At 66.4% G+C, this 25060-nt stretch carries 22 protein-coding genes; 15 read left to right on the top strand and 7 right to left on the bottom strand.

Annotated elements, in window-relative coordinates; translation table 11 throughout:
- Positions 1-45: 45 nt before the first annotated feature.
- Entirely contained in the window at positions 46-720 is a 675-nt protein-coding gene (locus D9R12_RS15555) for a cupin domain-containing protein (RefSeq protein WP_147475046.1), read from the bottom strand.
- Positions 721-873: 153 nt separating this feature from the next.
- On the opposite strand from D9R12_RS15555, the gene D9R12_RS04485 reads away from it, so the two are divergent.
- A complete protein-coding gene (locus D9R12_RS04485; protein WP_122228458.1) occupies positions 874-2133 on the top strand; it encodes an MFS transporter in 1260 nt (419 codons plus the stop codon).
- 8 nt (positions 2134-2141) lie between these two features.
- The gene (locus tag D9R12_RS04480) at positions 2142-2336 is read left to right on the top strand and encodes a tautomerase family protein (protein WP_014161918.1); all 195 of its coding nucleotides are present in this window, start codon (positions 2142-2144) and stop codon (positions 2334-2336) included.
- 266 nt (positions 2337-2602) lie between these two features.
- Here D9R12_RS04480 and D9R12_RS04475 read toward each other — a convergent pair whose 3' ends face one another.
- Positions 2603-5551 (bottom strand): L-glutamate gamma-semialdehyde dehydrogenase, encoded by a 2949-nt coding sequence (locus D9R12_RS04475; RefSeq protein WP_122228456.1) that lies wholly within the window; start codon positions 5549-5551, stop codon positions 2603-2605.
- Between the two features lie 93 nt (positions 5552-5644).
- On the opposite strand from D9R12_RS04475, the gene D9R12_RS04470 reads away from it, so the two are divergent.
- Positions 5645-6124, top strand: coding sequence for an Lrp/AsnC ligand binding domain-containing protein (locus tag D9R12_RS04470; RefSeq protein ID WP_122228454.1), 480 nt, complete (start codon positions 5645-5647; stop codon positions 6122-6124).
- Between the two features lie 107 nt (positions 6125-6231).
- Here the strand turns inward: D9R12_RS04470 and D9R12_RS04465 are convergent, their stop codons facing one another.
- From D9R12_RS04465 to D9R12_RS04450, 4 genes are all read right to left on the bottom strand, one after another.
- Positions 6232-6657 carry an organic hydroperoxide resistance protein gene (locus tag D9R12_RS04465; protein ID WP_122228452.1) on the bottom strand — a complete coding sequence of 142 codons (426 nt, stop codon included), beginning with the start codon at positions 6655-6657 and terminating at the stop codon, positions 6232-6234.
- Positions 6658-6740: 83 nt separating this feature from the next.
- Entirely contained in the window at positions 6741-7196 is a 456-nt protein-coding gene (locus D9R12_RS04460; protein WP_122228449.1) for a MarR family winged helix-turn-helix transcriptional regulator, read from the bottom strand.
- 55 nt (positions 7197-7251) lie between these two features.
- Complete coding sequence (locus D9R12_RS04455) at positions 7252-7731, bottom strand: tRNA (cytidine(34)-2'-O)-methyltransferase (RefSeq protein ID WP_122228445.1); 480 nt, start codon at positions 7729-7731, stop codon at positions 7252-7254.
- A 336-nt stretch (positions 7732-8067) separates the two neighbouring features.
- Entirely contained in the window at positions 8068-8505 is a 438-nt protein-coding gene (locus D9R12_RS04450) for a hypothetical protein (RefSeq protein ID WP_122228442.1), read from the bottom strand.
- Positions 8506-8903: 398 nt separating this feature from the next.
- Here D9R12_RS04450 and D9R12_RS04445 point away from each other — a divergent pair, with 398 nt between their 5' ends.
- The 8 genes from D9R12_RS04445 to D9R12_RS04410 all read left to right on the top strand — a co-directional run bounded on the left by D9R12_RS04445 (position 8904) and on the right by D9R12_RS04410 (position 20890).
- On the top strand, positions 8904-11801 hold the full coding sequence (locus tag D9R12_RS04445; protein WP_122228439.1) for a M16 family metallopeptidase: 2898 nt from the start codon (positions 8904-8906) through the stop codon (positions 11799-11801).
- Positions 11802-11952: 151 nt separating this feature from the next.
- A complete protein-coding gene (locus tag D9R12_RS04440) occupies positions 11953-12261 on the top strand; it encodes a DUF4156 domain-containing protein (RefSeq protein ID WP_122228436.1) in 309 nt (102 codons plus the stop codon).
- A gap of 148 nt (positions 12262-12409) precedes the next feature.
- Positions 12410-13426 (top strand): 3-oxoacyl-ACP synthase III, encoded by a 1017-nt coding sequence (locus tag D9R12_RS04435; protein ID WP_014161909.1) that lies wholly within the window; start codon positions 12410-12412, stop codon positions 13424-13426.
- 115 nt (positions 13427-13541) lie between these two features.
- Positions 13542-14711 carry a Fic family protein gene (locus D9R12_RS04430; protein WP_210539024.1) on the top strand — a complete coding sequence of 390 codons (1170 nt, stop codon included), beginning with the start codon at positions 13542-13544 and terminating at the stop codon, positions 14709-14711.
- Positions 14712-14724: 13 nt separating this feature from the next.
- Positions 14725-18150 (top strand): DNA methyltransferase, encoded by a 3426-nt coding sequence (locus D9R12_RS16120; RefSeq protein ID WP_122228433.1) that lies wholly within the window; start codon positions 14725-14727, stop codon positions 18148-18150.
- Complete coding sequence (locus D9R12_RS04420) at positions 18147-19076, top strand: alpha/beta fold hydrolase (protein ID WP_122228430.1); 930 nt, start codon at positions 18147-18149, stop codon at positions 19074-19076. Before D9R12_RS16120 ends, D9R12_RS04420 begins: the two co-directional genes overlap by 4 nt.
- Before the next feature lie 69 nt (positions 19077-19145).
- Entirely contained in the window at positions 19146-20300 is a 1155-nt protein-coding gene (locus tag D9R12_RS04415) for an AAA family ATPase (RefSeq protein ID WP_122228427.1), read from the top strand.
- Positions 20300-20890: a hypothetical protein gene (locus D9R12_RS04410; RefSeq protein WP_122228425.1), complete on the top strand. Its 591-nt coding sequence runs from the start codon at positions 20300-20302 to the stop codon at positions 20888-20890. The genes D9R12_RS04415 and D9R12_RS04410 overlap by 1 nt, the downstream gene beginning before the upstream one ends.
- Here the strand turns inward: D9R12_RS04410 and D9R12_RS04405 are convergent.
- Positions 20887-21240: a YkgJ family cysteine cluster protein gene (locus D9R12_RS04405; protein WP_122228422.1), complete on the bottom strand. Its 354-nt coding sequence runs from the start codon at positions 21238-21240 to the stop codon at positions 20887-20889. The two genes, D9R12_RS04410 and D9R12_RS04405, sit on opposite strands and share 4 nt — an antisense overlap.
- Positions 21241-21360: 120 nt before the next feature.
- Here D9R12_RS04405 and oleC point away from each other — a divergent pair, with 120 nt between their 5' ends.
- The 4 genes from oleC to D9R12_RS04385 all read left to right on the top strand — a co-directional run bounded on the left by oleC (position 21361) and on the right by D9R12_RS04385 (position 25056).
- Positions 21361-23007 carry an olefin beta-lactone synthetase gene (oleC, locus tag D9R12_RS04400; protein ID WP_122228809.1) on the top strand — a complete coding sequence of 549 codons (1647 nt, stop codon included), beginning with the start codon at positions 21361-21363 and terminating at the stop codon, positions 23005-23007.
- Positions 23004-24002: a 2-alkyl-3-oxoalkanoate reductase gene (gene oleD, locus D9R12_RS04395; protein WP_122228419.1), complete on the top strand. Its 999-nt coding sequence runs from the start codon at positions 23004-23006 to the stop codon at positions 24000-24002. Before oleC ends, oleD begins: the two co-directional genes overlap by 4 nt.
- A gap of 76 nt (positions 24003-24078) precedes the next feature.
- Positions 24079-24234: a DUF1328 domain-containing protein gene (locus D9R12_RS04390; RefSeq protein ID WP_014161900.1), complete on the top strand. Its 156-nt coding sequence runs from the start codon at positions 24079-24081 to the stop codon at positions 24232-24234.
- Between the two features lie 189 nt (positions 24235-24423).
- Entirely contained in the window at positions 24424-25056 is a 633-nt protein-coding gene (locus tag D9R12_RS04385; protein ID WP_122228416.1) for a ubiquinone biosynthesis accessory factor UbiJ, read from the top strand.
- Positions 25057-25060: the final 4 nt, after the last annotated feature.

Genomic DNA, 25060 nt, shown 5'->3' with positions numbered 1-25060 from the left:
TTACCGAATACAGAATTGTCCTGTCTCGCTCATCGTGACAGCGGCCTAGGCGGGCAACGTGATGAAGCGCTCCGAGAAGACCCGGTATTCCTGGACTTTGGGCGCGCGCGCATCCTCGGGACGGACGTAGCGGATCGAGCTGACTCCCCTGAGCTGTCGTGGCAGAAGGAAGCAGCGAATGAAGGCCGTCCGCTCCTGCTCGGTGGTCGGTGCGAGCACGGGCGCATGTCCAGGTTCGAACCATGCTTCTCCGGCGTTGTAAACGTGCCGCTCACCAAGAGTCTCGATGGCGATCTGCCCATGGTGCAGGACACGGATGCCAGGACCTTGGTGAACATGGGTCAAGGCAACGCCGCCTGGAGGAAAGTCCACGCGATCGCACCGCATCAGCCAATCAAAACGTCGATCCAAACTGACTTCATGTTCAAGAAGCAATCGGCTGGTGGTTGCGGGCGCAGACGGCAGCCCCGCAGAAGGTGCGCGCGAGGACTCCTCCAGCTCCCAGCGCCAGAGCACTGTGTCGGCCACGCCAGCCGCAAGGGTCAGAGTGCCGTCATGGACATGACCTTGGCCGGCCTCCACGAGACGTCCACCACGATCGTCGTTGGCGGTCACACCCCCATCCCGGACATAGATCGCGCGGGGTAGATGGGGCAGGTAGATGGTCGGGCATCCGCCAAGCAGGCGGTCTTCATACAGGCGTAGCGTCAAATCAGTCATGACAGCTCCTCTCGTTCGCTCTCTTTGCATCAAAGTTAATACCACTTGTATCGATCATAGATACAGTAGACGAAAGAATAATATATTTGCATTTTGATCGGATCTTACAATACGAGCGTATCGACTGTCGATACACCCTTTGGGAGGGGTATTATGAGTCGCACCGAGTCGCTTCAGCCCGCGCGCAGCGCGTCAGACCGATGGTGGAAGGGCGCCACCGGCCAGCAATGGAACACGTTCCGCAGTGCTTATCTGGGCTGGGCCTTGGACATCATGGATCTGATGCTGTTCGCCATGGTCATCAAGCACGTGGGAGCGGAGCTGGGTTTCGATAAGTCCGCTGCAGGCATTGTCGTGTCCGCAACCTTGCTGGCCACCGCAGCAGGCGGATTGGTGTTCGGTTATCTTGCCGATCGGATCGGCAGAGCCAAGTCCATGATGCTCAGCATCATCTGCTACTCGATCGGTACCGCGCTCTGCGGGCTTTCCAACAGCCTGGGCCAGCTCATGGTGTTTCGAATCATTGTCGGCCTGGGCGTCGGCGGTGAATGGTCGGCTGGATCGGCGCTGGTCAGTGAAACCTGGCCGGCACAGCACCGCGGCAAGGTCATGGCGTGGGTGCAAAGCGCGTTTGCCGCAGGTTACGCCTTGGCTGCGATCGTGGCTGCTGTGGTCCTGCCAATCGCCGGCTGGCGCTGGGTGTTTGCGGCCGGTTTGATTCCCGCGCTTCTGGCTTTTTATGTGCGCCGGCATGTCCAAGAGCCAGAAATCTGGTCACAACAGACCAAACGATTGGGTTTTACCGAGACCATCCGCGTGCTTTTCACCGGACATGCCCGAGGCACCATTGTCGGTCTGGCTTTCACAATGGCCGCAATGTGCGGTTACTGGGGATTGTTCACGTGGATTCCGACTTACCTCGCAACACCCGTTGCCGAGGGCGGCCCTGGCCTGGACCTGGTCAAGTCGACGGTCTGGATTGTGATCATGCAGATCGGTTCGGTCTTTGGCTTCATCACGTTTGGTTACATCGCCGACTACATCGGCCGCAAGAAGACCTTTATTCTGTTCTTCGTCGCTTCGGCCGTATCAGTGCCGATCTTCGCGATGATCCAGCAACCGGTCATCCTGATGGTGTTCGGCATCGTGGTTGCCTACTTCGGGACCGGGTTTTACAGTGGGTTTGCCCCCACCTTTGCAGAACTCTTCCCTACCCCGGTCCGCGCCACTGCGCAGGGCTTCGTCTACAACGGCGGTCGCGCCTTTGCGGCAGTGGCGCCAGCCTTGGTCGGATACTTCGCCACCAATTACGGCGTTAGCGTTGGGTTGGTGGCGACTGCAGGATTCTTCGCGCTGGCGGCGCTCATTGTGCTGCTGTTCCTGCCGGAAACACGCGGCGTTGAGCTCACCTGAGGACTGTCATGCCCATCATCCAGGTCACACTCGTCGAAGGGCGGGCCGAAGAAAAGATTCAGCAGTTCATCCGCCAAGTGGCGCGGGTCGCTTCGGAAACCCTCGACGCGCCAATACACACCGTACGGGTGATGGTGACTGAGGTCCCGCCAACCCGATTTGCTGTCGGAGAACGGCTCAAGAGCGATCCGCCAGGAGACTGACGAGCCAGGCTCGATTGAGGAGCACCAAAAAAAAGCCCGACCTGGGGAGAGGCCGGGCTTCACGCGCGGCGATGCGGGAGAGAGGCGCTTCGCCGGCTGTATTCGCGGAAGATCTCCAGCGAGTACGGGTCGAGTGTCCGCCCGGCCGTCGTAATCACGCGTGAATATTGTACTTAACGGTTTATTAATTCAGGTGGCAGTCCGGGAGCTCAAGAGCGCGTGTCCGCCATGGGTCAATCCCTGTCGGCACGGCGCCGTGCCGCGGTTCAGTGCGCGCCCATCAGCAGCTCGATGTCGCCGCCGGCCGCAGTGGTGTTGACCGTCACGCAGGTTTCGCTGCAGAAGCGCGGCAGGTAGTTCGGGCCGCCGGCCTTGGGACCGGTGCCGGACAGGCCGTGGCCACCGAAGGGCTGGACGCCGACCACTGCGCCGATCATGTTGCGGTTGACGTAGACGTTGCCGACCTCGGCCTGGGCGGCGATGGCCTGGGCGCGGCTGTCGATCCGGGTCTGCACGCCGAGCGTGAGGCCATAGCCGAGCGCGTTGATCTGCTCGACCAGGGCCTGGACCTCGCCCTTCCAGCGCAGCACCTGCAGCACCGGGCCGAACACTTCCTCGCGCACCTCATCCAGCGAGGACACCTCGAAGGCCACCGGTGCGATGCTGTTGGCCGGCGCATCGGCCGGCAAGGGCGTGCGGGCGATCAGGCGCGCGCGGTCTTCCAGCGCCCTGATCTGGCCCTGCAGGGTCTGGAAGGCCTGCACATCGATCACCGGGCCCAGGTCACTGGCCAGCAGCGCCGGATCGCCGAGGTCCAGCAGCGCCATCGCCCCGGACAGCATCTGCATCAGCGTCTCGGCGATCTGCTCGTGCACGCACAGCACGCGCAGGGCCGAGCAGCGCTGGCCGGCGCTGCGGAAGGTGCTCTGCACCACCGCATCGACGACCTGCTCGGGCAGGGCGGTGGAGTCGACGATCATGGCGTTGAGGCCGCCGGTCTCGGCGATCAGCGGCACGATCGGGCCGTCCTTGTCGGCCAGCGTGCGTGAAATCGCCTTGGCCACCGCGGTCGAACCGGTGAAGGCCACCCCGGCGATCCTTGGATGCGCGACCAGCGCCGCGCCGGTGTCGCCGGCGCCGTACACGCCGATCAGGACATCGGTGGGCACCCCGCACTGGTGCAGCAGGGCGATCATCGCCGCGGCCACGCCCGGGGTCTGTTCGGCCGGCTTGGCGGCCACGGCATTGCCGGTGACCAGCGCGGCGACGACCTGGCCGGTGAAGATGGCCAGCGGGAAGTTCCAGGGCGAAATGCACGCCCACACGCCGCGGCCGCCCAGCGCATAGGTGTTGCGCTCGCCGGTCACGCCCGGCAGCAGCTGTGGGCGCATCAGGTCGCGCGCCTGCAGGGCGTAGTAGCGGCAGAAGTCGGCCGCCTCGCGCACTTCGGACACTGCATCGCCCCAGGTGCGATGGCCCTCGCGCACGATCAGCGCGCACCACTGGGCCAGGTCGCGCTCGAGCACGGCTGCGGCCTGCTCGAGCGCGGCGGCGCGGGTCTGGACCGCAGTGGCATTCCAGGCCTTCTGGCCGCGCGCCAGGGTCTGCACGATCGCATCGATCTGCGCCACCGGTGTCAGCGCCGGGGTGGGCAGTGCGGTGGCCGGATAGGCCGCCAGCAGCAGCTGGGCCATCGGCTCGCAGGCAAGATCGGTGCCGGCGGTGTTGCGGCGCGCGCCCAGGATGTCCAGCGGCAGGGTCACCGCGCTGACCGGTTCGATGTGCAGCGGCGAGCGCAGCAGCGCGCTGGCCGGCACCGATGGATCGGCCAGCTGGTGGACGAAGGAGGAATTGGCCCCGTTCTCCAGCAGCCGCCGCACCAGGTAGGCCAGCAGGTCCCTGTGCGGACCCACCGGCGCGTACACGCGCAGGCCCACCTGCGGATACTGCCGATGCACGGCTTCATGCACCGCCTCGCCCATGCCGTGCAGGCGCTGCAGTTCGAACGGCACCCCGGCCGCGCGCGCCAGGTGCAGCGCCGCGGCGATCGTTGCGGCGTTGTGGCCGGCGATCTGCGGGTAGATCGCATCGGGCATGGCCAGCATCGCCTGCACGCAGGCCAGGTAGGACAGGTCGGTGTGGTGCCTGTGGGTGAACACCGGAAACGCGGCCAGGCCCAGCTCCTGGGCGCGCTTGATCTCGTAATCCCAGTAGGCGCCCTTGACCAGGCGCACCATGAAGCGGACCTTCAATGACCGGGCGATGCGCGCCACTTCCTCGATCGTCTCCAGGGCGCGGGTCTGGTAGGCCTGCACCGCCAGGCCGAAGCCGTTCCACTGCGGGTACTTGGCGGCGGTGCGTGTGGCCACCGCTTCCAGCACCTCCAGCGACAGCTCCAGGCGCTCGCTTTCCTCGGCATCGATGGTCAGGTTGAGGTCGGCCTGGGCGGCGGCTTCGGCCAGTGCGCACACGCGCGGCACCAGCTGCGCCATCACCTGGTCGTGCTGCACCGCTTCGTAGCGCGCGTGGATGGCCGAGAGCTTGATCGAGACGCCGTCGGCCTGTTCCACCGGCACGCTGCGCTCGCGCGCGGCGGCCAGCGCGGCGATGGCCGCCTGGTACCTGTGCATGTACTTGAGCGCATCGGCCTCGGTGCGCGCGCCTTCGCCCAGCATGTCGTAGGAAAAACGCAGACCGCCGCGCGCCTTGCGCTGCTTGCGCGCGTCATCCAGGGCCTCCTCCAGGGTCTGGCCCATGACGAACTGCCTGCCCATCAGCTGCACCGCGCGCACGGTCGCGGCGAGCACGGCCTTGGCGCCCACGCGCGCAAAGAACCCGACCTTGTGCCCGTCCTCGCCCAGCATCTTCTTGGACAGGCTGATGGCCTGGTTGGACAGGGTGGCCAGCCACGACTGCGAGGCGCCGGAAAAATCCGCGCGGCCCAGCTGGTCGGCGGTCAGGGCCATGGCGGTGTCGGCATCGGGCACGCGCAGCAGCGCCTCGGCCAGGCGCATCAGGGCCAGGCCTTCGGCGCTGGACAGGGGGAATTCGCGCAGCAGGGTTTCCATGGCAAAGGCCGAGGGCTTGCCGGCGCGGACCTGGTCGATCCAGCCGATCGCATCGATGCTGGCCAGGGCCCAGTCCAGGCCGTGCAACCGCTGCAGCAGGGGCGCGAGCACCTCGGCCTCTGGACGGTAAGGGATTGGCAACCGCATCAATGACCACCTGGTGCTGCATGGACTGGAGATATGCCATTCTCATCCCGCGCGTGCCGGATTTTTATCCGTTCACAGGCCTATGATCGGGAGATGAGCCAGCTCCCCGCCACCCTGGACCGCACCGACCGCAGAATCCTCGCCCTGCTTCAGCGCGACGGCCGGATCACCAACCTCAAGCTGGCCGAGGCGGTGCACCTGTCGCCCACCGCCACCCTGGAGCGGGTCAAGCGGCTGACCGCCGAGGGCTACATCCTTGGCTACCGTGCCCGGCTCGATCCGCAGAAGCTTGGCGCCGGGATGCTGGTGTTCGTGGAGATCCTGCTGGACCGGACCACGCCCAACATCCTGGAGCAATTCCAGGCCGCGATCCGCGGCCAGCCGGAAGTCATGGAATGCCACCTGGTGGCCGGCGGCTTCGACTACCTGATCAAGCTGCGCGCGGCCGACATGGCCGACTACCGGGCGCTGGCCGGCAGGATCCTGTGGCAGCTGCCCGGCGTGCGCGAGACCCGCACCTATGCGGTCATGGAAGAGGTCAAGAACAGCGCCGACCTGTACCTGGGCGTGTGACCGGCGGGAGCCGCTGCAGCGGCGATGGGCCTTCACGGGAAAGCCCTTCGCCGCCATGGCGGCTCCCACCAAGAACGCCGTTGTGGTGCCTGGCGCGACTGCCTGGATCAGACCAGGGTCAGCACCACATCGACATTGCCGCGGGTGGCGTTGGAGTACGGGCAGACCTGGTGGGCGGTGTCGACCAGCTTCTGGGCGGTTTCGCGGTCCACGCCGGGCAGTTCGATTTTCAGTTCGACGGCGATGGTGAAGGCGTTGCCGGCCGGGCCGATCCCGACGTGGCTCTCGATGGCCACATCGTCGGGCACCTTGATGTTCTCGCGCGCACCGACGGCGCGCATCGCGCCGATGAAGCAGGCCGCATAGCCGATCGCGAACAGCTGCTCGGGATTGGTGCCCGGGCCGCCGGCGCCGCCCAGTTCCTTGGGCGTGGACAGCTGCAGGTCCAGCGGACCGCCCGGGGTGATGCCGCGGCCGTCGCGGCCGCCCTTGGCGATGGCGGTGGCGGTGTAGAGGATCTTGTCAGGTTGCATCTCATGACTCCTTTGGTTGTCAGCGATTGAATCGCGCACGATTTTTATGACGTGGCGCGAGGTGGGGAAGTGCAGGGGGTGGCTCAGGCGACGCGGCCCAGGTGGTCGCGCAGGTCTTCCAGCTGCGACTTGAGCTGCAGCAAGGCCTCCGGCGGACAGGCCAGGGCGCAGGACAGGGCCTGCGGCACGGCGCTGGCGCGGCCACGCAGCGCCCGGCCGGCCTCGGTCAGGCCGATCTCCACCTGGCGCTCGTCACCGGTGGCGCGGGTGCGGGTCACCAGACCAGCGGCCTGCAGGCGCTTGAGCAGCGGGGTCAGGGTGGCCGAGTCCAGGAACAGCTTCTGGCCGATGGCCGACACGGTCTGGCCTTCCTGCTCCCACAGCACCAGCATCACCAGATACTGCGGATAGGTCAGGCCCAGCCCGGCCAGCAGGCCGCGGTAGGCGCGGGTCAATGCCAGGTTGGCCGAATACAGGGCGAAGCACAGCTGCTGGTCCAGGTGCAGCAGGTCGTGGGCCGGGGCGTCTTGGTCGGGCATGGGCAGCAATTTAAATCGCACGCGATGTAATTGCAAGCGATCGTGTCAGCAGCGTTCAGGCGCCACCGGCAAAGCCCTGCTGGCGCCAGGCCTCGAACACCATGATCGCCACCGTGTTGGACAGGTTGAGGCTGCGGTTGTCCGGCCGCATCGGCAGGCGCAGGCACTGCGCCGGCGGCACTGACTCGAGCACCTCGGCCGGCAGGCCGCGGGTTTCCGGGCCGAACAGCAAGGCGTCGCCCGGGGCGTATTGGACCGCGTCGTAGCGGCGGGTGCCGCGCGTGCTCAGCGCAAACAACCGGATGGGCGCGATCGCGGCCAGGGCCGCGGGCAGGTCGTCGTGGACCTGGACAGCGGCGTACTCGTGGTAGTCCAGCCCGGCGCGCCGCAGCTGGCGGTCTTCGAGCTGGAACCCGAGCGGGCCGATCAGGTGCAGGCGCGCGCCGGTGTTGGCGCACAGCCGGATCACGTTGCCGGTGTTGGGCGGGATCTGGGGCTGGTAGAGCAGCACATCCAGCTGGAACGGCGCACTCATGCGGCGCAGGCTTCACTGGTGGTGGCGGCGCGCAGTGCGGGGGAACGGTGCGGGTGCATGTGGGCGGAGGCAGGTCCTGGGCCCGGCAAGTCTAGAGGCCTGGCCGCTCCTGTTCCGTTGGCGGCCGCGGCGCGGTGGGGCGGCGCATGCCGTGCCCGCGTGCGACATGGTCCTAGGAGCCTGTCGGACTTTGGCCGGCCGGGCTGCAAAACCGGCTGTGCGGTCCATATTTCCGTCGCTTCTTGCCCCATAGAACCACGATGGGGCGGCGAATCGCCAAAAATCTGTCCTCGCGCAGCCGAATTTTCGCCTCGACCGCCAAAGCCCGACAGACTCCTAGCGGGCGGCGACGTCGCCGACCAGGGACCCGGCACCGGCGGCGAGCCGTGCATCCATCCGCTGGGCCTGGACCGCGATCTGGCCGGCCTGTTGCGACAGGTACCAGGCCAGGTCGCCGGCGGCCGGCCGGACGCTGACGGTGGCCAGGTCGACGATGCGCTCGGCAGCGCGTGCCGCCTGAAAGTAGGCCAGGTCTGCCATGTCCGGGGCTACCTTCACCGCCGGCAGGTCCACCACGCGCTGTGCCTGGGTGGCGTGGAAATGGGCCAGGTCGGCCGGATCGGGACGGACGCTGACGGTGGCCAGGCCGACCACGTGGTTGACGGTCGGCGCCTGGGCCACGCCAGTCTGCGTGCGGGCATGGCGGGACAGGAGCCCGGCGCACACGACAACAAGCGCGGCGGCGGTCAGGGAAAGCAGGACGCTGCGGTTCATGGCTTTTCTCCGTAGTGATGTTGTTGTGCGGTGTTGTAGTAACGTATAACACCGAATCATGAGCGGTCAAGCACGGCTTGCGGGTCATCCGCTTGCGTTCAGCGTTTGTTCAACGTATGGATTGGTGGGACGGGGCTTGTCCCCCCCTCATGCGGGGCGCGTGTCTATCGCAACGCCCTGTTTTTACTAAGAAGGCTTGAAGCCGACATCAGCAAGGGACCAAAACCCCGCCTTGCCCGCCTCAATCGCCCGTTTTGCATGACGAGACCGACCGCAAGTGCCCGGCCATGGCTTGTGGCCTAGTGAAAATCGGCCGGCCGGGGCCTAGCATCGCCGGGTCGTCCCTTCACCCGCCGCGGCATGCGCCGCACGGACACCGCAAAACTCAAGGAGCTTCAATGCGCACTTCGCCGCGTCCCCAGATCCGCCTGCTTGCTCTTGCCCTGTCCACCGCCCTGCTCGGTGGCGTGGCGACCACCGCCGTGGCCCAGGCGCCAACGGCGGCCGCCGCGCCAGCCACGGCGCCGGCCAGGGTCGATATTCCCTACGAGCAGTTCACCCTGCCCAACGGCCTGCGCGTGCTCGTGCACACCGACCGCAAGGCGCCGATCGTGGCGGTCAACCTGTGGTACCACGTGGGCAGCAAGGACGAGCCGGCCGGCCGCAGCGGCTTTGCGCACCTGTTCGAGCACCTGATGTTCAACGGCAGCGAGAACGCGCCGGGCGAGTTCTTCGCCCCGTTCGAGCAGGCCGGTGCGACCGACATGAACGGCACCACCAACACCGACCGCACCAACTATTTCGCGAACATCCCCACCACCGCGCTGGACATGGCGCTGTGGATGGAATCGGACCGCATGGGCCACCTGCTCGGGGCGATCGACCAGAAGACCCTGGACGAGCAGCGCGGGGTGGTCCAGAACGAAAAGCGCCAGGGCGAGAACCAGCCCTACGGCCAGCTGCGCCAAGTGATCGCGCGCACCATGTACCCGGTGGGCCACCCCTACCACCACACCACGATCGGCTCGATGAACGATCTCGATGCCGCCTCGCTGGACGACGTCAAGACCTGGTTCAAGACCTGGTACGGCCCCAACAACACGGTGCTGGTGCTGGCCGGCGACATCGACCTGGCCACGGCCAGGGACAAGGTCACCCGGTACTTCGGCGATATCCCGGCCACCCCGACCATGGCCCAGCCCAAGGTCGACATCGCCGTGCTCAAGCAGGACGGCCGCACCGAACTGGAAGACAAGGTGCCGCAGATCCTGGTCCAGCGCCTGTGGAACGTGCCGCAGGCCGGGACCCGCGACGCCGACCTGCTGGACCTGGTGTCCGACGTGCTCGGCGGCAGCGCCAGCTCGCGCCTGGACGCGCGCCTGGTCCACCAGGACCAGCTGGTCGACAGCGTCAGCACCGCCAACTACAACGCGCAGCTCAGTGGCAGCTTCTCGATCCGGGCCATGGTCAAGCAGGGCGTGGACCAGGCCCGGGTCGAGGCAGTCATCAATGAGGAACTGGCTCGCCTGATCACCGACGGCCCGACCGCCGAGGAACTGGAACGGGCCAAGACCAACTACCGGGCCGGCTTCATCCGCGGCATCGAACGCATCGGCGGCTTCGGTGGCAAGGCCGATGTGCTGGCCTCGTGTGCGACCTTCACCGGCGATCCGGGCTGCTTCCGCCAGTCGCTGGCCAACGTCGAGGGCGCCACCGTCGCCCAGGTGCGCGAGGCGGCGGCCAAGTGGCTGGGCAACCCCAGCCACACCTTCGTGGTCAAGCCCGGCGTGCGCCAGCCGCTGGCCGAAGAGCCTTCGGTCGAGCCGGCTGCGTTCAACCCGCCCAAGCCCGACCCCAGGTACACCACCCTGGCCAGTACCGTGGATCGCAAGGCCGGTGTCCCCAGGGTCGAGACCTTCCCGGACCTGAAGTTCCCGGCCCTGCAGCGGGCCACGCTGAAGAACGGCAGCACCGTGATCCTGGCCGAGCGCCACGAGATCCCGGTGGTGAACATCAGCTACGCCTTCGACGGCGGCTACGCCAGCGACCACGGCGGCAAGCTGGGCACGGCCGGTTTTGCCAACGCCATGCTCGACGAAGGGGCCGGCGAGCTGGGCTCGCTGGCGTTCAAGTCGCGCGCCGAGGAACTGGGCGCGGCGCTGGAGGCCGGCGCCTCGCTGGACGGCGCCACCGCCTCGCTGTCGGCGTTGAAGGAAAACCTGGATGCATCCGTTGGCCTGTTCTCGACCATGCTGCGCGCGCCGCGCTTCGAGCCTGCGGAGATCAACCGGGTCAAGGCGCAGTGGATCGCCGGCATCGCCCAGGAGAAGGCACGTCCGCAGACCGCCGCGCTGCGCGTGCTGCCGCCGCTGCTGTATGGCCAAGCCCATCCCTACGGCATTCCCTTCACCGGCACCGGCACCGAGCAGGCGATCGGCTCGCTGGATCGCCAGGACCTGCTGAACTACCAGCGCCAGTGGCTGCGTCCGGAGCAAGCCACGGTGATCGTGGTCGGCGACACCACCCTGTCCCAGGTCGTGCCGGTGCTGGACAAGTACTTCGGTGACTGGAAGGGCCAGGGCCAGGCCAAGGCCGGCGTGGCGATCCCCGAGGCCAGGCGCCCGGCCGCGCCGCGGGTGTTCCTGATCGACCAGCCCGGCGCGGTGCAGGCCAACATCTATGCCGGCCAGCTGGTGCCTTCCAGCAAGGACCCGGGCGCGGTCCAGCTGGAGATGAGCAACGAGGTGCTGGGCGGCTCGTTCACCTCGCGCATGAACATGAACCTGCGCGAGGACAAGCACTGGTCCTATGGCGCCCGTACGCTGCTCACCGGCGCGCTGGGCCAGCGTCCGTTCCTGTCGGTGGCCCCGGTCCAGATCGACAAGACCGCCGAATCGGTGGCCGAGATGCAGCGCGAGATCGGCGACTACGCCAGCGGCAGGAAGCCGGCCACCCAGGCCGAGATCGACAAGGTCGTGGCCAACGAACTGCGCAGCCAGCCCGGCGCCTATGAAACCGCCGCGGCGGTGATGAGCACCATCGGCGACATCGTGCGCTACGGTCGCCCGGACAACTGGGTGCAGGTCCGCAACGCGCAGGTCGAGGCCTTCACCCCCGAACAGGCCAACGCCGCCGCCAGGAGCATCGACCCCAACGCGCTGACCTGGGTGGTGGTGGGCGACCTGTCCAGGATCCAGGCCCCGATCGAAGCGTTGAAACTGGGGCAGGTGAAGGTGATCGACGCCGATGGCAAGCCGGTCGCCGCGGCCGGCACCGGTGCCAAGCCAGCCAAATAGCCTTCCCGCCGCCGCAACTGAAGGCCCCGGCCCGCCGCGCGCATGCCGGGGCTTTTTCATGGACCGACCCGCGTGAGGGGGCCTTCCTCGTTCATCGGCACTGCGGCACCATGCGGGCCTTCCCGCCGCATCCCCTGCACCGGAGCCTTTCATGCGCCTGATCGTCCTTGCCGCCCTGCTGCCCGTCCTGTCCGCCTGCACCTGGGTGGAACTGTCTCCGCAGGCCAACGCGATCAAGGTCGTTCCGGCCGGCCGCCCCAGCAGCTGCCAGAAACTGGGCGAAGTGGCGGTCTCGGTGAAGGACAAGGTGGCCTTCTATCAGCGCAACGACGTCAAGGTGCGCGACGAGCTGGAAACCCTGGCCCGCAACGAGGCGCTGACCCTGCACGCCGACACGATCCAGCCCATGGGCGAGCCGGTGGACGGCGAACAACGCTTCGGCGCCTACCGCTGCCGCTGAGCCGGTTGGCCGCATTTGGTCACGATGCTGGCCCGTAGCGCGACGTAGCCGGCGACCAGGCCGGCGTTGCGCGCCGCGTCAAAGATGCGGCGACCCCCGGAAACGGCTAACCTTGGTGCCCCTTCGCCTGAACCTGGGCACCCGTCCAATGCTTTTCCAGAACGTCTCCATCGCGGGACTGGCGCATGTCGATGCGCCGCACACGCTGACCTCCACCGAAATCAACGTCCGCCTGCAGCCGACCTTCGACCGGCTGGGAATCAAGACCGACGTGCTCAATGACGTCGCCGGCATCCATGCCCGTCGCCTGTGGGACGACGAGACCCAGGCTTCGGATGCGGCCACCATGGCCGCGCGCAAGGCGCTGGACGATGCCGGCATCACCATCGACAAGATCGGCCTGCTGATCAACACCTCGGTCAGCCGCGACTTCCTGGAGCCGTCCACCGCCTCGATCGTCTCGGGCAACCTGGGCGTGAGCGACCACTGCGTGGCCTTCGACGTGGCCAATGCGTGCCTGGCCTTCATCAATGGCATGGACATTGCCGCGCGCATGCTCGAGCACGGCGAGATCGACTACGCCCTGGTGGTCGATGGCGAGACCGCCAACCTGGTGTACGAAAAGACCCTGGAGCGCATGACCTCGCCCACCGTGACCGAGGCCGAGTTCCGCGGCGAGCTGGCCGCCCTGACCTTGGGCTGTGGCGCGGCGGCGATGGTGATGGCGCGCCGCGAGCTGGTGCCCAACGCGCCGGTCTACAAGGGCGGGGTGACCCGCTCGGCCACCGAGTGGAACAAGCTGTGCCGCGGCAACCTGGACCGCATGGTCACCGATACCAAGCTGCTGCTGATCGAGGGCATCAAGCTGGCGCAGAAGACCTTCGTGGCGGCCAGGCAGGCCATGGGCTGGGCGGTGGACGAGCTGGACCAGTTCGTGATCCACCAGGTCAGCCTGCCGCACACCGCCGCGTTCGTGAAGTCCTTCGGCATCGACCCGAAGAAGGTCATGACCATCTTCGGCGAGCACGGCAACATCGGCCCGGCCTCGGTGCCGATCGTGCTGAGCAAGCTCAAGGAACTGGGCCGCCTGAAGAAGGGCGACCGCATCGCCCTGCTGGGCATCGGCTCGGGCCTGAACTGCTCGATGGCCGAGGTGGTGTGGTGATCGGCCTGCTTGAATCGGCGCCGGATTTTCCTTGCGCCGACTCAATCGCCTTTTAAGAAAAAAATGATGTATAAATTTCCTTACAGGCGCAATTGCGGACCGTAAGGAATATTCGATGTCCCGCCAGACCACTGGGCATTACGTCCCCGGCTCCCTTGCCGGAAGCCGCTACCGGGCCTTCATCCCCGATCCACTGCCGCCCCGGCCGCCCCTGGATTTCACCATGGCCGAGCTGCTCTCGCGCAAGGAGCGCGCCGACCAGGCCTTGGGCCGCCTGGATGGCATCACCCTGATGCTGCCCGACCCGGAGCTGTTTCTTTACCAGTACGTGCGCAAGGAAGCCTTGCTGTCCTCGCAGATCGAAGGCACCCAGTCCTCGCTCTCGGATCTGCTGCTGTTCGAGATGGACGCCGCGCCAGGCGTGCCCATCGACGATGTCGAGGAAGTGTCCAACTACGTCGCAGCGCTCAACCATGGCCTGCGCCGGATGCGCCAGGACGACTTCCCGCTGTCGTTGCGCCTGATCCGCGAGATGCATGCCCTGCTTCTGCAGGGCGGGCGCGGAGCCAGCAGGCAGCCGGGGCAATTCCGCAAGGGCCAGGTATGGGTTGGCGGCGCATCGCCGGCGCTGGCGCACTTCGTGCCGCCACCGCCCGATGCCCTGCCTGCCGCACTGTCTGCATTCGAGAAATTCCTGCACATGCCGCCTGGCCAGATGCCGTCCCTGGTCAAGGCTGCGCTGGCCCACGTGCAGTTTGAGACCCTCCATCCTTTCAGCGACGGCAATGGCCGGCTGGGGCGTTTGCTGATCACCTTGATCCTGTGCAACGAAGGCGTGCTGCGCGAGCCCAGCCTGTATCTGAGCCTCTACTTCAAGCGCCGCCGCGCCGACTATTACGAGCGCCTCAACGCGGTCCGGGTGACCGGTGACTGGGAAGGGTGGCTGGGTTTTTTCCTGGATGGGGTGGCTGAAACCGCGCAGCAGGCGGTGGATACCGCACAGCGCCTGCTGTCACTGTTGGCCCGCGACCGCGCCCGCATCGCGGCCTTGGGCCAGCGCGCCGGCAACGTCGGCCTGGTGTTCGAGCAGTTCGCCAGGCGTGTGGTGCTGACGGTGCCGCAGATCGCCCCGCATCTGGCGCTCAGCGCACCCACCATCCGCGCCGCGGTGCGCACCCTGGAAGCGCTGGAAATCGTCAACGAACTCACCGGCCAGCAGCGCCACCGCGTGTTCGCCTACCAGGCCTATCTCGACATCCTCAGCGAAGGCGCGCAGCCGCTGTGAAAAGGACTCCCGCATGCCGTTGAGCCTCAATGAAATCCGCGACCGCGCGCGTGCGTTCGCCAAGGAATGGTCGGGCGAAACCAGCGAACGTGCCGAGGCGCAAAGCTTCTGGAACGACTTCTTCAACGTCTTCGGCATCAGGCGTCGCAGCGTGGCGATCTACGAACAGAAGGCCAGGCGCTTCACCGGCAGCCAGCACGGCCGCATCGACGTGTTCTGGCCCGGGGTCATGCTGGCCGAGCACAAGAGCGCCGGAGTCGATCTGGACGCGGCCTTCGACCAGGCCACCGATTACTTCGCCGGCCTTTCTGAGGCCGAAAAGCCGCAGTACGTGCTGGTCAGCGATTTCGCCCGTTTCCGCCTGCACGACCTGGAAGGCGATGCGGTGCCGGTGGAGTTTCCCCTGGCCGAGCTGCACCGGCACATCGGCCGGTTCGGGTTCATCAGCGGCTATCAGACCCGCAGCTACAAGGAAGAAGATCCGGTCAACGTGCAGGCCGCCGAGCGCATGGGCCGGCTGCACGACGCGCTCAAGGCCGCCGGCTACGACGGCCACGCGCTGGAATTGCTGCTGGTGCGGCTGCTGTTCTGCCTGTTCGCCGACGACACCGGCATCTTCGCGCGGCAGGCCTTCCACGACCTGATCTGGCAACGCACCAGTGCCGACGGCGCCGACCTGGGACTGTGGCTCGGCCGCCTGTTCCAGGTCCTGGACACGCCGCCGGAAAAGCGCCAGCGCACCCTGGACGCACAACTGGCCGAGCTGCCCTACGTCAACGGCAAGCTGTTTGCCGAAGCCCTGCCGCTGGCCGACTTCGATGCCGCCATGCGCGGCCTGCTGCTGGATGCCAGCGCCCTGGACTGGAGCCGGATCAGCCCGGCCATCTTTGGCTCGATGTTCCAGTCGGTAATGGATGCCAAGGCCCGCCGCAACCTGGGCGCGCACTACACTAGCGAAAAGAACATCCTCAAGCTGATCGGACCGCTGTTCCTGGATGGCCTGAAGGACGAGCTGGCCAAGGCCGGGCACGACGAGAAGAAGCTCGCGCAGCTGCACCGCACCCTGGCCACGCTGACCTTCCTGGACCCGGCCTGCGGCTGCGGCAACTTCCTGGTGATTGCCTACCGCGAACTGCGCGCGCTGGAACTGGAGCTGCTCAAGCGCCAGTTTGCCCGCCAGCAATCGGTGCTGGCGCACGTGCAGGACCACGTGCTGGTGGACGTGGACCAGTTCCACGGCATCGAGATCGAGGAATTCCCGGCCCAGATCGCCCAGGTGGCGATGTGGCTGATGGACCACCAGATGAACCTGCGCGTGGCCGAGCAGTTCGGCGAAAACGTGGTGCGCCTGCCACTGAAGAAGTCGGCCACCATCGTGCACGGCAATGCGTTGCGGATGGACTGGAACGAGGTCGTGCCTGCCGGGAAGCTGGACTACCTGCTGGGGAATCCGCCGTTTGTGGGCCATCATTACCAGAGCGATGCGCAGAAGGGCGACCAGGCCCATGTGATGTGGGAAATCCGTGCGCACGGGGTCCTGGATTTCGTGGCGAACTGGTACATCAAGGCGGCCGATTACATACAGGCCAATCCAGCGATCCGTTGTGCGTTCGTTTCGACCAATTCAATCACCCAGGGCGAACAGGTCGGGCTGCTGTGGCCGTTGCTGTTGTCGAAGGGGGTGCACATCCAGTTCGCGCATCGCACTTTCCAGTGGAACAACGAAGCTCGGGGCATCGCAGCCGTGCACTGCGTCATCATCGGGTTCGGATTGCGCGATCCTGCCAACAAGCGGATCTTTGATTATTCCGATATCCGCGGCGAGCCGCACGAGCTTTCAGCGGCGAACATCAATCCATATCTGGTCGATGCGCCAGATGTGGTCTTGGCCAATCGCAGCGATCCGATCAGCGATGCGCCGCGCATGTCGTGGGGAAACAAGCCCACAGATGGCGGTCATTTCATCCTGTCACCGGACGAAAAAGATCGGTTGCTGGAGAAGGAGCCAAACGCCGGCAAGTTCGTGCGCACCTACATGAGCGGTGGCGACTTCATCAATGGGGAGCAGCGCTATTGCCTGTGGCTGAAAGATGCCACGCCCCAGGAGCTGAAGGCGCTGCCGGAAGTGATGAAGCGAGTGGAAGCGGTGAAGCGCAGCCGGCTTGAAAGCAAGGCGGCATCGACGCGCGATTATGCCCACTATCCCACGCGGTTCCGGCAGATCTCGCAGCCCGATTCTGATTATCTTGCCATCCCGGAAGTCTCTTCGGAGCGGCGCACGTACATTCCCATCGCGTTCCTGTCGAAGGATGTGATTTGCAGCAACAAGATCCAGTTCGTTCCAGATGCGACGTTATTCCACTTCGGCATATTGAGCTGCGCCATGCACATGGCTTGGGTCCGCGCCGTTTGTGGTCGTCTAAAAAGCGACTTCAGTTATTCAAACACCATCGTCTACAACAACTTCCCGTGGCCCGAGCTGGCCAGCCCTTCTCCCTCCGGGAGAAGGTGCCCCGAAGGGGCGGATGAGGGCGCTTTGCCCACCCGCAAGCGCCCACTCCCGGCCGAAACCATTGCCTTCGCCCGCGGCCTGCGCCGCGACGCCACCGATGCCGAACAGCGCATGTGGCAGCTGTTGCGCGACCGCCGTCTGGGCGGGTTCAAGTTCCGCCGCCAGCAGCCCTTTCCTCCTTATACGGTGGATTTCTATTGCGATGCCGCCAGGTTGTGCATCGAACTCGACGGCGGCCAGCATGCGGACGATGTGGGACGCGATGCACGGCGCGATGCCTTCCTGCAAGCGCGCGGCCTGCGGGTGCTGCGCTTCTGGAACGATGCGGTCCTGCGCGAGACCGAGAGCGTGCTGGGTGTGGTGTGGGATGCGTTGCATGAAGAGCTGCCCTCATCCGGCGCTGCGGGGCACTTTCCCCCGGGAGGAGAAGGGCATCCCTCATCCGCCCCTTCGGGGCACCTTCTCCCGCGGGGAGAAGGGAACAGCGGGCTTATACCGGGGAGAGAAGGGAACAGCGGGCTTATACCGGGGAGAGAAGGGAACAGCGGGCTTATACCGGGGAGAGAAGGGAGCAGCGGGCTTATGCCGGGGGAAGAAGGGCACAACAAATATCGCGTTGCCATCGAGGCGGCTGCGCAGGCCGTGCTCGATGCCCGTGCGCAGTTTCCGGATGCCACGCTGGCCGATCTCTACGACCCGCTGACCATGCCGCCGGCCTTGGTCAAGGCGCACCAGAAACTGGACAGGGCGGTGGACGCAGCTTACCTGGCCGCCGAAAAAGCCGCTGGCCGCAAGCCGCCGAAACTGGGCAGCGACGCCGAGCGGGTGGCATTCCTGTTTGAACGCTACCAGGCCCTGACCAGTCTGTTGCCTGCCGTCAAGCCCCACTCCGCGCCACCCAGGCGCGCACCCCGAACAACGCCATGAATCTTCCCGGTTACCCCTTCACCCCCAGGCGCTTCGACGTACGTCCGGGCATTGCCATGTCCTACCTGGACCAAGGTCCGCGCGAAGGCGAGGTGGTGGTGATGCTGCACGGCAATCCGTCGTGGAGCTACTACTGGCGCAAGCTGGTCAGCGGCCTGTCCGATAAGTATCGCTGCATCGTGCCCGACCACGTGGGCATGGGCCTGTCGGACAAGCCCGACGATGGCGGCGGGCTGGCCCATCCGCACGGCCGCGGCGCGCCGGCCTACGACTACACGCTGGCCTGCCGGGTGGAGGACCTGCAGGCGCTGCTGCGCCATGCCGGGATTGACGACACCACGCCGGTGACCCTGGCGGTGCACGACTGGGGCGGCATGATCGGCTTCGGCTGGGCGCTGTCGCATGCCGCGCAGGTCAAGCGGCTGGTGATCACCAACACCGCCGCGTTCCCGCTGCCGGCGGCCAAGCCGATGCCCTGGCAGATCGCGCTGGGTCGTGATTCGCTGTTCGGGTCCTTCATCATCCGCGCGTTCAATGCCTTTTCCGGCGGCGCCTCGTACCTGGGCGTGGCGAAGAAGCTGCCGGCCGATGTGCGCCGCGCCTACGTCGCACCCTACGACAGCTGGGCGCACCGGATCTCCACGGTGCGCTTCATGCAGGACATTCCGCTCTCGCCCGCCGACCGTGCCTGGGCGTTGCTGGAAGCGGCGGGCCGGGCGCTGCCGGCGTTCGCCGATCGTCCGGCGTTCATCGGCTGGGGCCTGAAGGACTTCGTGTTCGACAGGCACTTCCTGGATGGCTTCCGCCGCGCGCTGCCCGCCGCCCAGGTCAGCGCCTTCGACGATGCCGGCCACTACGTGCTGGAAGACAAGGCCGCCGAACTGGTCCCTGCGATCCGCAGGTTTCTGGATGCCCATCCGCTGTGATCTGGCTAAGATGAACCGGCGCCAGGCGTGCCTCACCGACGATGTGTCGGGATTGTGGAGAACAGGTAGATGCTGATCACTCGACTCAAGCTGAAGAATTGGCGCAATTTCCGCGAATTCGATGCGCCGCTTGAGCTGCATGCCTTCGTGATTGGCGCCAACGCATCAGGTAAATCCAACCTTTTGGATGTCTTTCGTTTCCTGCGCACCGTTGCCCAAATCGATGGTGGCGGTTTGCAGAAAGCACTCAAGGAGCGGGGCGGCATCAGCAAGCTTCGCAGCCTTCATGCCCGCAAGGACCCCGAGATCAGCATCGAGGTCGAGTTGAGTGAGTCCTCGGATGAAGACGCTGCCAGGTGGACCTATGCCTTGGCCTTCAAGGCTGAAGGCAAGGGTGCACAGCGTGTTCTGATCACACGGGAAGTGGTGTCCCACAACGGCTTGGAAATCCTGAATCGCCCGGAAAAGGTTGATTTGGAGGATGAGGTGAGGCTGACCCAGACCCATCTCGAACAAATCAATAACAACGCCAGTTTCCGGCAACTGGCTGACTTTTTTTCCGCGACTACTTATCTGCATCTTGTCCCCCAGTTGCTGAAGTTCAGCGATGAAATCAGCGGCAGGGTGCTGGAAAGTGATCCTTTCGGACAGGGGCTCCTGCAGAGGATTGCGCGGACGCCGCAGAAGACCCAGGCGGCGCGACTGAAGAGGATCGCTCAAGCGCTCGCTGTCGCTGTTCCGCTGTTTTCGGAGTTGCAGTTCAAGAAGGATGATGTCACCGGGGCGCCACATCTGGAGGCGCGTTTTACCCACTGGCGCGAACATGGCGCCTGGCAAAGAGAAGAGCAGCTTTCGGATGGCACACTGCGATTGATTGGCCTGCTCTGGGCGCTCCAGGAGGGCGACGGATTACTTCTTTTGGAAGAGCCTGAGCTTTCTCTCAATGATGCGATTGTTGAATACATTCCATTGATGATCGAGCGTGTGCTGCGCAGCCGGAAAAAGGGTGAACGACAGGTCCTGGTCACGACGCACAGCGATAACCTGATTGCCGCGGTCAGTGATCCGAGCGCTGTTCTTCTTTTGGAGCCGGGCCAAAACGGCACCACGGCACGTGCGCCGAACGAGGAGGAGCTTGCAGCCATGGAGAATGGCCTGAACCCTGCGGAGGTCCTGCTTCCGAAGACTCGCCCAGCGCGTATCGAGCAAATGGGCTTGTTCTGATGGACCAGATGTATGTGATTGGCGAGGACGCGGTCAGTTGCGCGCTGGGTGCCTGTCTGGTCACAAAGGTGCTTGGAATGCGCCTGGCTCAGCCGGCGATCGACACCGGTGGCGTGACCAAACTGCAATCCAATCTGCACCGTTACTTTGGCCTGGCCAACCTGGCGCCGGTCCTGTGCATTGCAGACACCGATGGTGGCTGCGCGGTCCAGTTGCTGCAACAATGGCTTCCGGCCAAGCCACCTTCAGGGTTTTTCCTGAGGCTGGCGATTCCAGAGGCAGAAAGCTGGCTGCTTGCAGACAGGGAAGGGATGTCGATTTTTTTCGGGGTCGCACAGGCCAAGGTCCCGCCCCGGCCGGACGCACTGATAGACCCGAAGCGCGAAGTGTTGAAGATCGCACTTCGCTCGAAGCGGCGCATCTTCAGGCAAGAAATGGTCTCGCCCAGCGACCAGACCAAGCAGGGTGCTGGCTACAACCTTCATCTTTGCGACTTCGTCGCGCGCCACTGGGACCCCGAACGATCCCTGCCCAATTCCCCCAGCCTGGCCCGTGCGGTGCAGCGCTTGGAACATTTGAGGCAGCGTTAGCGCAGTAATGTCGACCAGTCTTCGGGCGTCAGCAGCGGCAGGCCGTGGGCGGTGCGGGCCTTGTCGCATTGGGCGCTGGCCACGCCGTGTTCCCAGGACGCATCCACTTCGCGGCAGACGCTGGGCCGCAGCGGATGGATGGTGCAGCGCGAGCGGGTGCCGATGTCGGCATCCAGCGCGATGCAACGCGGCTGGCGTTCCCAGGTGCCGCGCATGGCCAGGCGGTGGGCGTCGAGCCTTTCGGTCAGCGCCTCCGGGACGCTGCCACCCAGCTCCGGATCGGCTTCGGACCAGTGCAGGCTGACGCGGTAGGTGGCGCAGCAGGCGCCGCAGCGCAGGCAGGGATGCATGGGGGCAAGACCGAAGCGGTGGACGGTGGAAGCAAAGGGATCGCGGCGCCGATCATGCCCGAAGCCGGCCTGCGCGCAAGCCATTGGCCGCGCCGCCGGCCCAGCGGCGACAATAGGCCGATGACCACCGTCTGCAACATCGCCGCCCGTTTGCCGGAGCTGGCCCGCGAACGCCCCGACCAGGTCGCGCTGCGCTGCCCGGGGCGCAAGGGCGCCTACGACATCCAGCTGAGCTACGCACAGCTGGACGCGCGCAGCGATGCCATTGCCGCGGGCCTGGGCCAGTACGGCATTGGCCGCGGCACCCGCAGCGTGGTGATGGTGCGGCCCTCGCCGGAGTTCTTCCTGCTGATGTTCGCGCTGTTCAAGGCCGGCGCGGTGCCGGTGCTGGTCGATCCGGGTATCGATCGGCGCGCGCTGAAGCAGTGCCTGGATGAGGCGCAGCCTGAGGCCTTCATCGGCATCCCGTTGGCGCAGGTGGCGCGCCTGGCGCTGGGCTGGGCGCGCAGCGCGAAGAAGATCGTCACGGCCGGCGCCAGACTCGGTTGGGGCGGCACCACGCTGGCACGGATCGAGCGCATCGGCACCGGCGCCGGTCCGCAACTGGCCGCGACCGGTGGCGAGGACCTCGCCGCGATCCTGTTCACCAGCGGCTCGACCGGCGTGCCCAAGGGGGTGGTCTACCGGCATCGCCATTTCGCAGGCCAGATCGAACTGCTGCGCAATGCCTTCGGCATGGTGCCCGGCGGGGTGGACCTGCCGACCTTCCCGCCGTTTGCCTTGTTCGATCCGGCCCTGGGCCTGACCAGCGTGATCCCGGACATGGATCCCACCCGCCCGGCGAATGCCGATCCGACCAAGCTGCATGCGGCGATCAAGCGCTTCGGGGTGACCCAGCTGTTCGGTTCGCCGGCGTTGATGCGGGTGCTGGCCGAATACGGCCATCCGCTGCCGACAGTGAAGCAGGTGACCTCGGCCGGGGCGCCGGTGCCGCCGGAGATCGTGGAGAAGATCCGCAGCCTGCTGCCTGACGATGGCCAGTTCTGGACGCCCTACGGCGCCACCGAATGCCTGCCGGTGGCGGTGATCGAGGGCCGCGAACTGGAAGCCACGCGCGCGGCCACCGAAGCCGGCGCCGGCACCTGCGTCGGTCATGCGGTGGCGCCGAATGAAGTGCGCATCATCGCCATCGACGATGCCGCCATTGAGGACTGGTCCGGCACGCGCGAAGTGCCGCCGGGCGTGGTCGGCGAAATCACCGTGGCCGGACCGACCGCGACCGACAGCTACTTCAACCGCGACTCGGCGACCAGGCTCGCCAAGATCCGCCAGACGCTGGCCGATGGCAGCACCCGCATCGTCCATCGCATGGGCGATCTCGGCTATTTCGATGCGGCCGGGCGGCTGTGGTTCTGCGGGCGCAAGACCCAGCGCGTGGAAACCGCCCATGGCCCGCTGTACACCGAGCAGGTCGAGCCGGTGTTCAACGTCCACAGCCAGGTGCGGCGCACCGCGCTGGTGGGCGTGGGCAGGCCAGGGGCGCAGCGTCCGGTGCTGTGTTTCGAACTGCGGCCGGGGGTGCCGCCCGGCCAGCGCGATGCCATCAAAGTTGCGTTGCGTGCCATCGCCGGCCGGCACGATGCGCTGCGCGGCATCGACACGTTCCTGTGCCATCCGGGCTTTCCGGTGGACATCCGCCACAACGCCAAGATCGGCCGCGAGAAGCTGGCCGTGTGGGCGGCCCGACAACTGGAGCGCAGCGCATGAGGATCCTGGTCACCGGCGGCGGTGGGTTTTTGGGCCAGGCGCTGTGCCGTGGGCTGGTCGAACGCGGACATGCGGTCATCAGCTTCCAGCGCAGTCATTCGCCGGCGCTGGCTGCGCTGGGCGTGGACCAGCTCCAGGGCGATCTGGCCGATGCGCATGCGGTGACCGGCGCGGTGGCCGGCTTCGATGCGGTGTTCCACAACGCCGCCAAGGCCGGCGCCTGGGGCAGCTACGCCAGCTATCACAGCGCCAATGTCATTGGCACCGACAACGTGATCGCGGCCTGTCGCGCCAGCGGCGTGGGCCGGCTGGTCTACACCTCCACACCCAGCGTGACCCACCGCGCCACCCATCCGGTCGAAGGCCTGGGCGCCGATGAAGTGCCCTACGGCGAAAACTTGCAGGCGCCGTATGCGGCAACCAAGGCCATCGCCGAAAGGTCGGTGCTGGCCGCCAACGATGCGCAACTGGCCACCATCGCGCTGCGTCCGCGCCTGATCTGGGGCCCGGGTGACCAGCAGATCCTGCCGCGCCTGGTCGAACGCGCGCGCAGCGGGCGGCTGCGCCTGGTCGGCGACGGCAGCAACAAGGTGGACACCACGTATATCGACAACGCCGCGCAGGCGCACCTGGATGCGTTCGATCATCTGGCGCCGGGCGCGGCCTGCGCGGGCAAGGCGTACTTCATTTCCAACGGCGAGCCCTGGCCGATGCGCGAGGTGCTCAATGCGCTGCTGGCGGCGACCGGCACGCCGCCGGTGCACAAGACCCTCTCGTTCAGGGCCGCCTACCGCCTCGGCGCGGTCTGCGAGGCGGCCTGGCAGCTGCTGCCACTCAAGGGTGAGCCGCCGCTGACGCGTTTTCTGGCCGAACAGCTGTGCACCCCGCACTGGTATTCGATGGAACCGGCGCGGCGTGATTTCGGCTACGTCCCGCGCGTGTCGATGGCCGAAGGGTTGCTGCGCCTGAAAACCGCGTGGAAACAACCGCGCTGATCCTCACGCCGCCGCGATGTCACAGACGACAGGCTGCGCGCACGCCGATCCGCGCGTACCTCAAGGGACCACCGACATGCTGCACTACGCCATCGTCTTCCTGGTCATCGCCCTGATCGCCGGGGTGCTGGGTTTCAGCGGGATCGCCGGCACTGCCTCCAATATCGCCTGGATCCTGTTCGTGGTGTTCCTGATCCTGGCGGTGGTCTCGTTCTTCCGCAAAAAGGTCTGACGCCAAGGCTTTTGTGTGGGCAGGCGGCACCGCCAACCGGCCCGCCGTGGGTAGGCCACGTTTGGCACTGCTGGGCGAAGCCGTGGAAGTCGATCGCGCTCGGCAGGGGATTGGCGCCGCGTCCTGCGCCTGGAGCTGGGCGCTGGTCTGCCCGGCGACTGCGCTCGGCCCGCGGTTAGAATGCCGGCCATGCCGCCGACCCCCTTTGACGCCCTCAAACCGCTGGCCGGCCGCGCGCTGGAGGCTGCCCTCAACCGCGCCATCGCGCTGGACCTAGACACCCGCGACGCGCTGGCGCCGTTGGCCGGCCGCCGCATCCAGATCACCGTGGACTCGCCGCCGCTGGCCCTGGAGATTGCGGTCGAGGCCCAGCGCCTGCATGTCGGTCCGGTCGGGGCCGGCGAGGAGCCTGATCTGGCCGTGCGCAGCACCGTGGGCGGCCTGCTGGGCCAGCTGCCGTTCTTCCGCAGGGATGACGCGCCTGCGCCGGTGGGCAAGTTGCACGTGTCCGGCGATGCCGATCTGGCGCGTCGCCTGCAGACCCTGGCCATGCGCTTCGATCCGGACTGGCAGCAGCCGTTGGTGACGCTGTTTGGCGAAGTGCTGGGCGTGCAGATCGCCCAGGGCGTGCGCGCCGCACTGCTCAGGCTGCACGAAACGGGCAGCGAGCTGGCCACCAGCGCGGCCGAATACGTCACCGAGGAGTCGCGCGACGTGGTCGCCCGCGCCGAACTGGAAGCCTTCCACGACGACGTCGATGTCCTGCGCGATGACCTCGAGCGCCTGGCTGCGCGCCTGAGCCGCCTGGCTGCCCGCGCATGATGCT

This window comes from Pseudoxanthomonas spadix (assembly GCF_003703395.1).
GTDB classification, from domain to species: domain Bacteria; phylum Pseudomonadota; class Gammaproteobacteria; order Xanthomonadales; family Xanthomonadaceae; genus Pseudoxanthomonas_A; species Pseudoxanthomonas_A spadix.
This window is presented reverse-complemented; position numbering and strand designations above follow the sequence as displayed.